The organism is Okeania sp. SIO2F4 (genome assembly GCF_010672385.1).
Classification (GTDB): domain Bacteria; phylum Cyanobacteriota; class Cyanobacteriia; order Cyanobacteriales; family Microcoleaceae; genus Trichodesmium.
Window position 1 is genome coordinate 1 of the sequence record NZ_JAAHGT010000130.1, and the last position, 15,464, is coordinate 15,464.

The following is a 15,464-nucleotide window of genomic DNA, read 5'->3' on the forward strand; positions in this document are numbered from 1 at the left end:
TTAATGCAGTTGGGCTCCAACTCAAACCTATTTGTGATATCTTGGGTTGGAGTAGTTTTTTATGGACTAACTCAAGCTGTTTTTTCTTTTGAATATGCTAGTCACGCCAATTTTTCTCTTCTTTTAGTATTAATACTTAATTAATCGCGTTGGCGGAGCAAGTGCAGCAGCTATATCGCTCTGTTATGGGATTTTTGTACTACATTTTGAAGTTGGGAATGTGGGTAGTAAAGATACCAAGGAGTTTGAAATGGGAAGTATATTGAAATGAAAATTTGGTATTTAGATAGACGCTTATAGCCTAGTCAAACATAGGATTATTTTTGATAATTTGATAATTGGTATAATAATGACAAAGGTCGGGGTTTAGTCACGAAATTCCTCAAAGAGGACTAGCTATATTTCAGTCCTCTTTGATGATAATAAATAGCAATTTGTTCTTGTTTTTCGCTTACTTTAACTCCACTATTTTATTACTTTATCTTCAAAAATTATATTAGTTTTGATATTATTTTTATTACTTATTACACTTGTTTAACCTTTAATAATTCTCAAAATTATGATGACTTAAGGTTGAAAATTGATTCGGTAAATCCTAAATAATTATCCTACTAATTTTTCAATTGCATCAATATCGCTAGGTAATTCTTGAGTCAAAATTTCAGCACTCTTTGCCTTAACTAAAACATCATCCTCAATCCTAATACCTCGAACATCAGAAAAATATTCTAGCTTTTCCCAATTCACAATATTCTGATATTTTTGACGCATTTCTTTGTTATTTAAAATTCCAGGAACTTGATAAAAACCAGGTTCAATTGTCACTAACATTCCCTGAATTAACGGACGATTTAATCGCAAAAAACTTAAACCAAAACGACTACTACGTTCTCGACCTATTTCATATCCTGCTAAATCTCCTAAATCTTCCATATCATGAACATCTAAACCTAATAAATGACCGACTCCATGAGGAAAAAATAAGGCATGAGCATCTATTTCTACTAAGTCTTCTGGTTTACCTTTTAAAATTCCTAAATTTACTAATCCTTCAGCAATAACTTTGGCTGCTAATAGATGAATATCTAAATATTCTACACCTGGTTTAACTTGAGCAATACAATTATCATGAGCAGCTAAAACTACATCATAAATATCTCTTTGTGTGGAAGAAAATTTACCAGAAACAGGCCAAGTTCGAGTCACATCACTTGCCCAACCTAAAGTTGTTTCTGCCCCCACGTCTGCTAATAGTAAATCTCCTATTTGTAGAGGATGATAATATTGTTCATTGTGCAAAACTTCGCCATGTACAGTCACAATACTGGGGTAAGCACAAGTCATGTTATGAGAAATAATAATACTCTCCATTGCTGCCCGGATATTAGCTTCAAATTTAGCATTTTTTGTAGCTGCCATTCCTGCTTTATGAGCTTCTACTGTGACTGCTGCTGCTTGTTTGATTTCTGTTAAAGCTGCATCATCATGGCTAAGTCTTAAAGAAATAATTGCTTTGGTTAGTTCTAAGTCAATTTCTTGGGGTTTATTAGAGGGAAAAATATCGCGATTTAAAATCTGAGATTGTGTAATTTTAGTAGTGGGGTTTTGTACAGCAATAGTTGCTGCATTTGTGGCATAGGATTTTAATTCTTTCATCGGAAAAGCAGCATCAGCACCGATAATTTCTGCGAGGCGATCGCGTGTTGGTATTTCTCCATGCCAAAGTAGATTACTTGGCGGTGGATTATCCATAAATAGTGCTAATTTTCCAGCTTCTAAACTGATAGCAGCATCTTCAATAGGTAAACCAGCAAAATAAAGAAAATGACTGCTAGAACGGAAGGGAAAAGTATTAAGTAGAAAGTTACGGGTACTACGACTGCCCGACCAAAGTATGGCTGGAAAATTAATTAAGTTAGCTAATTTTTGTCGTCGGTTATGGAGTGTTTTGGATAGAGAAGTATGATTAGTTGGAATTTGCATGGTAATTGTTTATTTGACAGTTATTTATTGAAAGGTTATTTATGGTTAGTAGATACTTTCGATCAACTCAATATTAGTTTATAGACTGTTTATACAATAAGTATTAAGAGAGCATACGAGTGACGAAAATCTAAAAGCGGTAAGACTTTAACGGATTAAAATATGGTAGATACCAGAGGTGGAAAGGTACATATATTCCTAGATTTTTAAGTGATAAATAGTTTTCTTGATTTCTGTCTCCTTAATTCCCTGTTAAGTTTTCCCTATCTCCTTTTTATATTTCCTGATACATTCAATCCCTTAAAATATTTAAGGATTAAAATTCCACAAGTAATAACTACCAATCACCCTAGTAGAAATTTAGTTTCCAAACTTTGAAGTCTGGCAAGAGAAAGATTTTGCCACAGATACATAGAAAATTAAATTTGTTAATTTGTTGACTAAAACTATGAAGGACTAACTATGCTTTAATTCATTTTAACATACTTAACCTATCCTATACAGACCTAATACCATTTCTCAAAAATTTTGCTATATTTGGTTAGGTGGGGAAGTGTGGGAAGTGTGGGAGGTGGGGGGAGAGGAAAAGTAGTGAGAATCTATATTAACGCTCCTAATAATTGTTAAAAACAGACTCTTAATTTTCCTAAATATTTGAGTGTTGAAGTATAATCGAAGTATACCATTAATGGATGGTAATTGCTGTAAGATTCTTTTCTATAGCAATTCGCCCTTATGTTGCGGGTAATCAAAAAGTAGATAAAAAAACTGAAACTCTTACCTGTTCGCAGTTAAGTTTTCCCTTTTCCCTAAAAAGCAGTAAGATTTTTGACAGGAATAAAATAGGATTGCTATAGAGGGAGTTGCAGAAGCAATTTCTTCGTAGTTAGTTAGTATATAGCATTTCTCAAGTTACTGAACTACAATTGTTTTTATGCTTTTCGATTCTCTACTTCCTACTCCCTAAAACAAAAGAAAAATAGTAAAATATAGTCTCTATTAAAATAGAATATAAATCAAAATTAACCAGAAAAATAAAATGTCAAGTATAAATTTTTCGATTTTTATATCGACTCTCTTATTAGTCACAGTAGTAACTATATTTTATCATGGTAATACTCAAGCAATAACTAATATAATTATTGCCCATCAAGATAATTTTTTAAAACTAAGTCAAGGCAAGAATGTAGAAAATTTACAAGAAATTATTAGCAAAGATGCACAGGTAGAAAAAGTAGCAGAAGGTTTCAAGTTTATTGAGGGACCTGTCTGGTATCCAGAAGGTTTTTTGTTATTTAGTGACATTCCTGAAAATACAATTTATCAATGGCAACCTAATCAAGAAGTCAAGATATTTCGTAATCCTTCTGGAAATGCTAATGGTAATACACTAGATTTAGAAGGAAGGTTAATTACTGGTGAACATAGTAATCGTCGGGTATCCCGAACTGAAAAAGATGGCAAAATAGTTACACTTGTTGATAAATATAATGGTAAACGTCTGAATAGTCCGAATGATTTAGTTGTTAAATCAGATGGAAGTATTTATTTTACTGACCCTCCTTATGGGATTAAATCAGAACAGGAAGAATTAGGTTTTTATGGTGTTTATCGAATTGCACCAGATGGTCAGTTAAGTCTTTTAGTTGATGATTTTGTCCGTCCTAATGGTATTGCTTTTTCTCCTGATGAAACTAAACTTTATGTTAATGATTCTGAAAAAGGTCATATTCGTATTTTTGATGTTAAGTCAGATGGAACTCTAGAAAACGGAAAGATTTTTGCTGAGTTAAAAGATCCGAATAAACAAGGTGTTCCTGATGGAATGAAAGTCGATTTACAGGGAAATGTTTATAGCACCGGACCGGGAGGAGTCTGGGTTTTTTCTGCATCGGGAGAGTTGTTAGGAATTATTGCTGTACCTGAGAAAGTTGCTAATTTAGCATGGGGAAATGATGACTATAAAACTCTTTATTTAACAGCTAGTAAAAGTCTGTACAAAATTACTCTTAAAGTTACTGGACTTAGACCTGGTGGAATTAGGTAGTAGGTGAGTGAAAGAAGTTGGGCAAGACAAAGATTTTGCCACGGATACACAGAAAATTGAAATTAGGAAAAAAATCTGGCAAGACAAAGATTTTTACACATATGTAGGGACGATTAGAATTAGAAAAAAAATCTATTACTAATTACTTTTAGTTGGTTATTGCGGTGATAAGTGTTGAGGATTTTTCGCCAACTTATTAATTTCTTGATTTGGCTAAATAGGGTAGTAGGTTAGTTGCATAATTCTGGCAAGACCAGGATTTTATTGGCATAAACTGATGAGTATTACCAAGAAAATTCTCTGACTAAAAGTGGTTATTGCGGTGATAAGTGTTGAGGATTTTTCGCCAACTTATTAATTTCTTGATTTGGCTAAATAGGGTAGTAGGTTAGTTGCATAATTCTGGCAAGACCAGGATTTTATTGGCATAAACTGATGAGTATTACCAAGAAAATTCTCTGACTAAAAGTGGTTATTGCGGTGATAAGTGTTGAAGATTTTTCCCCAACTTATTAATTTCTTGATTTTGACAAATGTAGATTAGAGTAAGGAGGAAGCAGTCGGGGAAGACAAGGATTTTTACACCGATACACAAATGATGAAAATTAGAAAAAAAATCTATCAGGACTTACGCAGGCGAACCTATAAACCAGGTTTTTTCGTCAATGTTTATTGTTAAAAACAACGATTTATCCTAAAAACCCGGTTTCTTTGCGTAAGTCCTATCTATTACTAATTACTGCTATAGCAATCCTATTTTATTAGTGTCAAAAATCTTACTGCTTTTTCGGGAACAGGCAACAGGCAATAGGTGGGAGTTTGAGTTTTTTTATTTACTTTTTGATTACCTGCGACCTATGCGCGGATTCCTATAGTTGCTTTTTAGGGTGATAATTGTTTATAGTTTTTCCCAACTTATTAATTTCTTGATTTGGTAAAATATAGACTAGAGTCGCCAGTGGAAAGTATTAAGTAACCTTGACAAAAATTCCCTAAAAATATTAACTTTATCTAGAATAACTTTCTATTACCAGTAAGAGTAATGTTGAAAAAATATTTATCTGAAGCATCATCTCAAGCAGTATTTATTGGTTATAACTTTCTCCCAATTAATGCTTGGAAAAAACTATCAAATCCTGCTGCTGAAATACTGGCATTTTTTCAAAACTATCAGATTCACAAAAATATTAAATATTTGACTATTAATAATTACGATTTGCAGTTAGACATTTATCAGTCTCTCACCCCTAAACCACAACCAACAGTAATATTTTTTCACGGTGGGGGTTGGGTAGACCGTCCTAGAGAAGTGGAGCTATTTTTTTTATTGCCATATTTGAAAATGGGTTTTTCTGTTGTTAATGTGGGATATCGTTTGGCAGCACAGTCGCTAGCACCCGCAGCAGTAGCAGACTGTCGATGTGCTTTAAATTGGGTGATGAGGAATGCTCAACAATACAATTTCGACCTGGAAAAAATCATTGTCAGTGGGTTTTCTGCTGGCGGACATTTAGCAATGACAACAGGTATGTTATCTCCTGCTGCTGGTTTTGACTCTTATTGCTCTGGTGATAAGGAATTAAAGGTGGCAGCGATCGTCAATTGGTATGGTATTACTGATGTCAAAGATTTGCTGGAGGGAGCAAATGTTCAAGGTTATGCTTTGGAATGGATGGGAAACCAGAGCGATCGCTTGGAAATAGCGGAGCGTGTTTCTCCAATTAATTATGTACATTCTCAACTTCCACCTATTTTTACTGTTCACGGTGATGCCGATCTAAGTGTGCCATATAATCATGCTGTAAAATTTCACGAAGCACTCGATCGAGCTAATGTACCCAATCAATTATTAACTATTCCAGGAGGTGGTCATGGTGGATTTAGTTATAGTGAAAATCTCAAGATTTATGAAAATATTGAAGATTTTTTCATAAAATATGGTTTGTGCAATGAGTAGGTTGGGTTTTATTCCTCAACTCAACCTACTCTATTGAGTTAAGTGAAAATCTCAAGATTTATGAAAATATTGAAGCTTTTTTCATAAAATACGGTTTATTAAATGATTACTTATTAGGTAGTGGTGAATATTCATGGTAGAGGCCAGGGGTTTGGGGTTTTTAGCAACTCCCAATTGCCAATTAATATTTTTTTTAGCATTAGTTCCAACCACCACTGAATCAACTGTCAAAATGGCTTTAAAAATCAGAAAAAAGCGAGACAGTGTTGTTAACCTTCATAAATTAAAACAAATGCTATATCTGAGTGAATTTTCATGGGTTAATTCAGCCATTGGTATGATGTTACCAATTTTATTGGCACAGAGATCAATAACTCAAGTACCAGAGATAGAAGCAATTATAGTTGTATTTTGTATCATTTTCTACTTAATAATAGGGTGTTTCTGGTATGAGATTTACGAAAAATTAAATGTTGAAAATGCCTGGTTTGCTTGGATTCCAATTTTAAATATATACATTACTTTCGTCGCTGGTGATGAAGAAAATCCTGTGTTATGGACAATTTTGTCTTTAATTCCATGCATTAGCATTATTGCTGAGATTAAATGGATTATTGCTTGGGTCAAAATTTTCAACAAGTTGGAAAAATCTCCCTGGTTATTGTTGATATGTATCATTCCTTTTGCAGCTTTATTTGTCTTTGGATATGTAGCATTGAGCTGAAATCTGATTAATAAGAGGAAAAAATTGAACAATGGTCAAATTTAAGTACAGGAAAATAATTTTTTTAATTATCATTGCGATTCTGGCAGGAGGATCGATGGTTACTTATTCTCAATCAGACACTAATTTCTTGCTCAAAACTGTCGAATTAATCATATTTCAACAAATGGCAACAATTCTAATTTATTTAACTTGTTTTGGTTGGGATTTGTTGCGTAGTCGATAAAGAAATTGAATGAAAAAGTATTCAGAAAATTTATCTAATAAAGAGCGAAGTCAACGATATATTTATCTGGCGATCGCTCTTATTCCTATTATTGGTAGTTACCTATTTAATTTGGGTTTGAAAATACCATTTCTAGGATGTCCACTCTTACGTTATGTTGGTATTCCTTGCCCTGGATGGGGTTTGACTCGCTCTTTTATGGCAGTTGCACGAGGAGATTTGAGTCAGGCGATCGCTTATCATTTATTTGGGCTTGTATTTTTTGCTGTGTTTTTAGTTGCAATTTTACATCTGTTTTTAGAATTGATAAATAATCGAAAGCTTGAAGTATTTTATATAAGTTTAATTCAAAATAATCAGTTTCATATTTTGTGTTTTCTAGTTTTATTTAGTTATCATGGAACACGGCTACAAGAGTTATGGAAATCTGGAGAATTATATAATTTTTTTATTCATTCTACTCTGGGAAATTGGTTATTTGGGCTGATTAGTTATAGTTATTTTTAATGCTTAAAGCAAAATAAGTAGATGGGTATAAAAATTTCTCGTTATCACAGCCACTCATGGTAGAGGCAAAAGTCAATAGAAAGGAAAGTTTCGAGGATTTTACTTTTCATTAGATACTTTAGTTTTTTGTACCTTTCTACTTACTAAAATTTATTATATTTATCAAAATAATTATTTTCCAATCCCAGTTAATTAATGACAGTACAAGATGATCCTCGAGAAAATGAACTTATCCAGTTATTTAATTTAGAAAGACCAGTCAATTTAACTCGTAGTAGAACAGATGCAATTTTGATTTTAAATGAACTGAAAATTCCTTTTGAATTAAAGTCAACTACAAAAACTTATGTAACTACAGTTAGAGATTTCAGACAAGAGCATATTAAAAAGTGGAGGGGAAAACATTGGTTATTTCGTTTCTATGAAAAAGGAGGTAAAATCCTAAAATATTGCTTGTATGCTTCCCGTAAAATGATGGCTCCTTGGATTAGTGAAAAATCAGCTTATGTTGCATTAGATTATAAACTTGCTCAATTAATACCAGAATTAATTAGCATATCTTTACTCTATGAAATTGTTTGTTGGGGAAAAAGAAGTTTATACACTTGAAGATTCTCAAAGTCTGCAAAAAAGACAATACACAATCCAAAAATACCGAAATAAAATGGATTTAGAATTAGGCTACTATCCTGAAAGAATGCTTTCGATTTTAAGAGATAGATGTCAATATTTAATTGAGAGAGGTTCAACTTTAAATAATCCCCATATTCCAGCTTCATATTTTGAAGGTTGGGAGCGAATAACTACTAATCATGCTCAACGTTTAAGAGAACTTGTAATAGAAACTATTCAAGACAATACTTGAGCAATAGATAATGCTATTTGATAAGCCATCGGTGGTGGTACAGCATTGCCAATTTGACCTAATGCTTGATAAACTGCACCAGAAAATTGCCAAGACTCAGGAAAACCTTGGAGAATACCACAGTCAGGAACAGACAACCGAAAATGACTATTTTTGGCTACAAATAAATGTGCTTTCTCACGATTTTCTGCTACTCCGTTCGGCCAAATATGTAATTTTTCCCAAGCTTTTTGTGCAGAAACACTACTTAAAATAGAAGTAGTATGACGGGGTCCAGTTAATCCACTTCTGAGAGTAGGTGATAAAGCATCAAATCCAATATTTGGTAATCCTAAAGCTTCACGAGTTCCCATACAACGTTGTAATTTTTCTGGAGTTTCATAATTATCGAAAAGATTTAGTTGAACTGGTTGTTTAGATTGATTTGTTGGTAGATGATGCCAATAATGGGTAGGTTGAGGAGGTTGATATTTAGCTAAATATTTTTCATCCCGAAAACCGACAAAAAAGACTCGCTTTCTAATTTGAGGAATGCCAAAATCTGGAGCATTTAAAAGAAATTTCGTGAGTTTATAGTGAGGAGCTAAAGGAGATTCAATAACTTCTTCAACATATTTGCTGAACTTTTTACTTACCAATGCAGTGACATTTTCTGCCACAAATATTAGAGGCTTAATTTCTAGTACAGCGCGAAGAAATTCAGGGAACATATCGCGATTATCTTCCTTACCTTTTTGACGACCAGCAATAGAAAAAGGCTGACAAGGTGGACCACCATGGATAATATCAATTGAGCCACGATAGGAGCGCCAATCTACTTTTGTCACATCTCCCTTTTCACCTGAAAAAATTTCCCAGTATGGTCGAAGATTACACAAAGTATTACCAGCTTCTGCCAGAATATCGTAGGAGGAAATATGAGTAAAACCTGCTCGGTCAAAACCAAGGTCAAGACCACCACCTCCACTAAACAAGGAGAGAGTTCGCCATCTATTTTTAGGCATTTGTGGCATCAGTTTTTCAGGATTTAGATTCGGGATATTGATAGGATGTATTGGTTTTTGCCCTTCTCCATTTAAGGCTTGTTTTTTGGCGCGACTAGATGCTTTTGAACGTTCTCTATAAATTTCTCTTTGTACTTCGGTAATATTCCAACCTTGATGAGGTGATGGTGTTGACATTAGGCAAATTTTCTAGTGTTGATTAATAATATTATTTTAAGGCAAGAATAAGAAAAGTATAGCGCTACGCGCAAGTTAAAAGTTAAAAATTAAAAGTAATCTATGACTAAGTTTTAAGTTTCCAAATATTGATAAAACTAAGTAGTAAATATATTGTAGGTATTTCCATAATTTTTGCTTCCTATTTTGGATTAATTTTATGATATTAAACTAAATCCGGTTTACATTGATTACTTATGAAAGAAGGGAACAGGGAAAAATTATAAGTATCTTTTATCTAAGCATTCAGGTATTAGCCTTCAACTTTCAGCTTTTCCTTGGTAATAATTCTACACCAAGTAATTAATCAGAAAGATAGCAAAAGATGCTTTTAGAGTAACTTTTAATTTTCGCTCAATCTTTCAACTCTGATTCTTTCTTCAAAAAGAATAAGTTAATGGCGCTCCAGCTAATAGCTGATGGCTGTTTGGGCAGCATTCCGCAGGAAATGCTTACTATTAAGAATCAAGGATAGCGTAAGAATCAAGGATAGCGATCGCCTAAAAATATTCTACCTCTATCTAATTGACTACCAAATTGTTGTTAAATCTAAAATAAATCCAGGTAAAATATTTTCTCCTGATACTGTCTGTGGATTGTCTAATATTTCTACTTCTTGACCTTGGCGATAAATTTCTACTTGCTGTTTTTTTCGATTAATTAACCAGCCTAATTCAGCACCATTTTCTATATACTCTTGCATTTTTTCTCTTGTTTTTAAAAGTGAATCAGTTGGTGACATTAATTCAATGACAAAATCAGGACAGATAGGCGCAAATTTATCCTGTTATTCTGATGTCAAAGCATCCCAACGTTCTTGTTTTATCCAAGAAGCATCCGGCAAACGTTTAGCTCTGTTAGGCAACAAAAAACCACTATTAGAATCAAATACTTCCCCTAAATTATTTTGACGACTCCAAGACATTAGTTGATAAATTAAATCAGCATTAATTTTACCTGTTCTACTACCAGTGGGTGACATGATAATTAATTCTCCATTTGCCGTTTGTTCAAATCTTAAATCATCATTATCGCGACACAGTTGCCAAAATTGTTCTTCTGTAAGATCGAGTTTTAATTTTAATACTGGTGGTAAATATATTGTGGGTGTTTCCATAATTTTTGCTTCCTATTTTTCAGTGAATTTTACTGAATATATTTTATAGTTTTAAGTATTTCCGTTCTGGAATGCTGCGCAAATAGCTATCAGCTATTAATAAGAGCTATTCAAATAGTTAATAGAAAATGTCTATTTAACGAAAAAGATTAAGTTACGACAGAAAAAATGGTATCAAACATATTCATTCTGACTCTTGACTCCTGACTCCTGTCTCCTAATTTGCTACATTCGCCGACATAATATCCACCTTAACTCTAGAGGTGGTTTACCATTCGCCAAGGGAAACACATCTCTACCAGTCGCCCAACTTTCAAACCAACTTGTAGGAGGCCATGCTGTTTCCGGTAAATGCTGACGTTCATATTCTATGACTAACTCATTAGAAACCATCGCTAATGGTAAACCTTCCATCGCTGTTGTCAACTCTTCAGATGTAAACAAACTTGACCAACATAACTGCGCCATACCTCGGACTAATTCATCAGGTACATATTCATCTACTGTCAAAAATATATTGAATAAAAGTAAACCACCACAACAAATAACATCAGACATTTTTGCCAGAAATAACCGCAAGTCGTCTACATCCCGAAAATGAGATACTACTTCTGTAGCGATCGCCAACTGATAAAAAGCTGGTTTCAACCTTGTCAGTGGATCGAGAATATCTCCCTCTATTACATTCATTGATAAATTTTCTGTAGCGATCGCTGTTTGTAACTGTTCAATAAAAACAGGCGTTAACTCTAAAACATCTACATAATGACCTTTTCGCGCTAAAGGCAAAGCATTCCTACCTGTTCCTCCTCCCACATCTAATATTTTCAAAGCAGCATTTTTGCGAAATTCTCCCACAGTTGCTAAAACCCTAGCATCAGGATGAGAACCAAACAAAGGAGGCTTTCTTTTCTCTATCCAAGACTTATACTGTTCTCCTAAAGTTGGAGTGCGAATACTTACTTGACAAGCTATACCTTTTTTGGGAGGCTTGACTAATTCATATTGAATAACTAACATCGAAGTTGCAGAAATATTAAACCCCTCTGCTAACCTCGTTTCCATCATTTGACGCAATTGTAATTTTCTCTCCGCAGGCATTGGTCTACCCAGATGAGAAAATAAATTTTCTACAATATTTATATAATAGTCGAGCATACCAGGCAGACAAGGAAGCACCAACTCGCCACGACCTGAAATATAGCTATCAAGCTTATATACGATAGCTTTTTTGAGAATAGCTGGAGAAGTTACAAGTGGCAGTTGGTCGCTTATTGGTAATGTCTGTTCCTGGTTCATTAGCAGATTCTACCTTAATTAATAACAATTAGGGTTTGCTGAAAAAGTCTTATGGGTGAGGGTAGGAGTCAGGAGTCAGGAGTCAGGAGTCAGGAGTTAGGAGGAATGGGGCATGATTCATTAATTGATAATTGATAATTGATAATTACCTCTGGTTAAAACCGCACTTGATTGAAGATTAGGAAATATCATTTCTTTTTTTCCCCTTAAAAGGGGAGGCTTTAAACCACAATTATTTAATTAACAATTAATAATTAATAATTCGGTAAGCAGGCAGGAGGAAACATCATCCCTTGATTTTTCTGCCTCGCGTCAACCCAAAATCCTAACTTTTTGAGCTTTTTAGGACAAAAACCTTGTACTTTTTCAAGACCTAAAAAGGCTAAAATATTTATATGTCAATACTTTGAGATTTAATCAGCAAGCCCCAATTAATAATAGTCTAGACTGGAGAATTAAATTAGCCCTGTGATATTCTAAGTTAACTTCTGACTTCATTAATTCTCCCCAGATATATACAACTCAATTACTGATTATTAATTACTAATCATTCAGTTAACCTTCTAAATATTCTAAGTTAACTTGTGAATTCTCAATTCTGAATTCTCAATTCTCAACTCTAAATTCTGAATTCTCAATTCATTAATTAGTACCTGTAAAAACTATTTCTGGTTCTGGAAATTTTGCCTGAGCTTCTGAAAGTGGTCTTCTTCTACCCTCTTCTTGCCAATAGTTAATTATTTCAGTAGCCTTATTCAATAGATCCACCCGATCTACTTCTGAAATCCAATGTTTTGCTTCCATTTCTGTTTTTAGTTGTTCCCAGGCATCATTCCGAGGCCAGAAAAAGTAACAAGTTAAAGGACTGGTACCATTTCCTACCACTTGATCTACAGCAAGTGCTACATTATCGTCTAACCAGACTACTTTTAGTACAAATTTGGACAATTTACCTCCTGAGCCAATTTTAGGCTAATTTTCAAACTTTATACACACAAAATTTCATTTTACCATAAAAATTTGATGATGAATAAAGCAATTTTGGTTTTCGATATTGATGGTGTGATTCGGGATGTGGGTGGGTCTTATCGACGAGCGATCGCCGATACAGTTAAGCATTGTACGTCCGGCGCATTTTGCCCCACTTTGGCGGATATTGACCAGCTTAAGTCTGAGGGTGTTTGGAATAATGACTGGGAAGCTTCGCGAGAGTTAGTTTATCGCCATTTTGAGGGCCAAGGTCAAAAACGGGAGGATGTGGATTTAGATTATCAAAAGTTAGTAGTTTTTTTTCAGTCTCGTTATCGGGGTTTAGATGAGGATAACTGGAATGGTTATATTTGTTCGGAACCGTTGTTGGTAAGTTCTGGTTATTTTGAGGGGTTGACAGCAGCAGGGTTGTCTTGGGGATTTTTTAGTGGAGCGATGCGAGGGGAAGTTGCTTATGTTTTGGAGGGAAAGTTAGAGTTGAGTTCCCCGGTAGTAGTGGCGATGGAGGATGCACCGGGAAAACCTGACCCGACTGGGTTGTTTGGAGTAGTGGAGCAGTTGGAAAAACAAAATGGTTTGGCAGAAAATCTACCTGTGATTTATGCTGGGGATACAGTGGGAGATATGTATACGGTGGAGAATGCTCGTGAAAAGATGCCATTAAGAACTTGGGTTGGTGTCGGTGTGTTGCCTCCCCATGTGCAGGAAAGTAAGGAAAGGCAAGATGTTTATACTGCTAAGTTAAGGGAGGCAGGAGCAAAGGTAGTTTTGAATAATATTGAAGAGTTGTCTGTAGAGGCGATCTTTCAACAATTAATAATTAATAATTAATAATGAACAATTACCTCTCCTTGAAAACGGATAGGATTGACTAATCATGAAAATTTTTTCTTCTCAAGGGGAGATTGGATCTGGCTAGGTTTCTGATGCATCCCATCCTTACGGACAGTTCCGAAGATAGACCGCTTGTTTATCCTTGAAAGGAGAGGCTTTATATCTTAATTATTCGCTAATTTAATTAATAATTAGGGTTTGCTGAAAAAGTCTTATGGGTGAGGCTAGGAGTCAGGAGGAATGGGGAACTTAGAGGAGGCAGGATGAAAAATCATCCCTTAATTTTTCAGCCAATAGTCAACCCAAAATGCTAACTTTTTGAGATCCCTAGAACGAAAACCTTATACTTTTTCAATATCTAAAAAGTCTAAAACCTTTATCTGTCAATACTTTTAGATTTAATCAGCAAACCCTAATTAATAATTGATTACCAGGGCTTTAAAGCTTCTCCTTTTCAGGAGAAAAAAATATAGCGGATTTCAGTTTGGTAAGTTATACCATTGCTCAAAAACTTTTCTACACTTTTTTGAGTAGGTAAGTAGGGGAATGGGTGAATGAGGAAGAAGTAAAAAGAATAACAAATAAAATTAAATTGACTAAAATTAGCAAACAATTTATTATATCTATATTGATTACTTAATAGCTGAAGTTGAGCCTAAGTATAGCATTACTTTTGGTGATTGGTATTACACCCATCCGGGCAAGATACCTGCACTCATTGCTGAACAGAGAAAAATTGAGGTACAAATTTTAGTCAATGAATGGTTCATAAATCATATTAAAAAGATGACTACTGAGTAAAATCATTTTCCTGAAAGATTCTAAAATTCAGACATAGGTCTATCAAAGTCAGCAGCAATTTTGTCAATATAGCAATCCTATCTTAATTTGTATCAAAAATCTTACTGTTTTTTTGGAACAGGTAGGAGTTTCAGTTTTGTTATTTACTGTTTGATTACCCGCAACCTGTTTAGGATTGCTATAATAATTAGGACTTACGCACCAGACCATGTATGTAGTGTTAAAAACCATAACGTTATAGTTTTTGCACTCTATATATAGTACCCCTGCGTAAGTCCTGATAATATAAGGCTTTTTCCTATTGTATACTAAAATTTTTGTATGAGTAAAAACAAGAAAAGACCTTGGGATGAAAAATGGGAAGTTATTGCAAAAATAGGTAAAGGTGGTCAAGGTGAAACTTCTTTAGTAAAACCTAAAAATGATTCATTTCCTCCTGGTAATTATGTACTTAAAATACTTAATTACTGTCACCAAAAAGATGATGAAAGACGTGCCAGGATGAGTAGAGAGGTAAATAATCTCAAAACTTTTAGAAATCCTGGAATACCTGAATTAATTGATTCAAATTACGAGTTTTTTGAAGACTTAAATATTCTTCTCTACATGGTGACTGAATTTATAGAAGGAAACACTTTAGAGAAGTTTATTATAGAGAAGGGGGGAATTGATGTATTTGATGCTGTAAAGTTTACAGTTAAGTTGTTAGATATTGTTGAATATTGTCATCAAAGAGATGTAGTGCATAGAGATATTAAGCCTGACAATATTATTGTTAGAAATGATTCTCTAACTACTCCAGTATTAATAGATTTTGGTCTTTCTTTCAACAAAGAGGATGATACAAATTTAACGCCTACAGGACAGGATGTAGGAAATAGATTTTTGTTTCTA

13 protein-coding genes and 1 pseudogene are annotated in these 15,464 nt (G+C 34.1%); 9 read left to right on the plus strand and 5 right to left on the minus strand.

Annotation, left to right across the window (positions count from 1 at the left end; all coding sequences use genetic code 11):
- Nucleotides 1-603: 603 nt before the first annotated feature.
- The gene (locus F6K22_RS10895; RefSeq protein ID WP_293097001.1) at nt 604-1,983 is read right to left on the minus strand and encodes an aminopeptidase P family protein; all 1,380 of its coding nucleotides are present in this window, start codon (nt 1,981-1,983) and stop codon (nt 604-606) included.
- Nucleotides 1,984-3,022: 1,039 nt separating this feature from the next.
- Here F6K22_RS10895 and F6K22_RS10900 point away from each other — a divergent pair.
- The 7 genes from F6K22_RS10900 to F6K22_RS10930 all read left to right on the plus strand — a co-directional run bounded on the left by F6K22_RS10900 (nt 3,023) and on the right by F6K22_RS10930 (nt 8,309).
- Nucleotides 3,023-4,030, plus strand: coding sequence for an SMP-30/gluconolactonase/LRE family protein (locus tag F6K22_RS10900; protein WP_293097004.1), 1,008 nt, complete (start codon nt 3,023-3,025; stop codon nt 4,028-4,030).
- 1,042 nt (nt 4,031-5,072) lie between these two features.
- Nucleotides 5,073-5,987 (plus strand): alpha/beta hydrolase, encoded by a 915-nt coding sequence (locus F6K22_RS10905; RefSeq protein WP_293097007.1) that lies wholly within the window; start codon nt 5,073-5,075, stop codon nt 5,985-5,987.
- 133 nt (nt 5,988-6,120) lie between these two features.
- Nucleotides 6,121-6,711, plus strand: a complete 591-nt coding sequence (locus F6K22_RS10910) for a hypothetical protein (RefSeq protein WP_293097010.1) — start codon at nt 6,121-6,123, stop codon at nt 6,709-6,711.
- Nucleotides 6,712-6,808: 97 nt separating this feature from the next.
- Nucleotides 6,809-6,937 carry a hypothetical protein gene (locus F6K22_RS10915; protein ID WP_293097013.1) on the plus strand — a complete coding sequence of 43 codons (129 nt, stop codon included), beginning with the start codon at nt 6,809-6,811 and terminating at the stop codon, nt 6,935-6,937.
- A gap of 9 nt (nt 6,938-6,946) precedes the next feature.
- On the plus strand, nt 6,947-7,444 hold the full coding sequence (locus tag F6K22_RS10920) for a DUF2752 domain-containing protein (RefSeq protein ID WP_293097015.1): 498 nt from the start codon (nt 6,947-6,949) through the stop codon (nt 7,442-7,444).
- A gap of 195 nt (nt 7,445-7,639) precedes the next feature.
- A complete protein-coding gene (locus tag F6K22_RS10925) occupies nt 7,640-8,053 on the plus strand; it encodes a hypothetical protein (protein WP_293097018.1) in 414 nt (137 codons plus the stop codon).
- A 55-nt stretch (nt 8,054-8,108) separates the two neighbouring features.
- On the plus strand, nt 8,109-8,309 hold the full coding sequence (locus F6K22_RS10930) for a hypothetical protein (protein ID WP_293097020.1): 201 nt from the start codon (nt 8,109-8,111) through the stop codon (nt 8,307-8,309).
- On the opposite strand, the gene F6K22_RS10935 is transcribed toward F6K22_RS10930, so the two are convergent.
- The 4 genes and pseudogenes from F6K22_RS10935 to F6K22_RS10950 all read right to left on the minus strand — a co-directional run bounded on the left by F6K22_RS10935 (nt 8,294) and on the right by F6K22_RS10950 (nt 12,893).
- Entirely contained in the window at nt 8,294-9,490 is a 1,197-nt protein-coding gene (locus F6K22_RS10935; RefSeq protein ID WP_293097022.1) for a DNA cytosine methyltransferase, read from the minus strand. The genes F6K22_RS10930 and F6K22_RS10935 overlap by 16 nt on opposite strands.
- Nucleotides 9,491-10,058: 568 nt before the next feature.
- Nucleotides 10,059-10,646: pseudogene (locus tag F6K22_RS10940) on the minus strand (Uma2 family endonuclease).
- 225 nt (nt 10,647-10,871) lie between these two features.
- Nucleotides 10,872-11,945 (minus strand): class I SAM-dependent methyltransferase, encoded by a 1,074-nt coding sequence (locus F6K22_RS10945; protein WP_293097025.1) that lies wholly within the window; start codon nt 11,943-11,945, stop codon nt 10,872-10,874.
- 642 nt (nt 11,946-12,587) lie between these two features.
- Nucleotides 12,588-12,893 carry a 30S ribosomal protein PSRP-3 gene (locus F6K22_RS10950; protein ID WP_293097027.1) on the minus strand — a complete coding sequence of 102 codons (306 nt, stop codon included), beginning with the start codon at nt 12,891-12,893 and terminating at the stop codon, nt 12,588-12,590.
- A 75-nt stretch (nt 12,894-12,968) separates the two neighbouring features.
- Between F6K22_RS10950 and F6K22_RS10955 the strand changes: the two genes are divergently transcribed.
- Nucleotides 12,969-13,766: a TIGR01548 family HAD-type hydrolase gene (locus F6K22_RS10955; RefSeq protein ID WP_293097030.1), complete on the plus strand. Its 798-nt coding sequence runs from the start codon at nt 12,969-12,971 to the stop codon at nt 13,764-13,766.
- A 1,125-nt stretch (nt 13,767-14,891) separates the two neighbouring features.
- Nucleotides 14,892-15,464 (plus strand): serine/threonine protein kinase (locus F6K22_RS10960; RefSeq protein WP_293097033.1); only part of this gene is annotated, 573 nt, incomplete at its 3' end.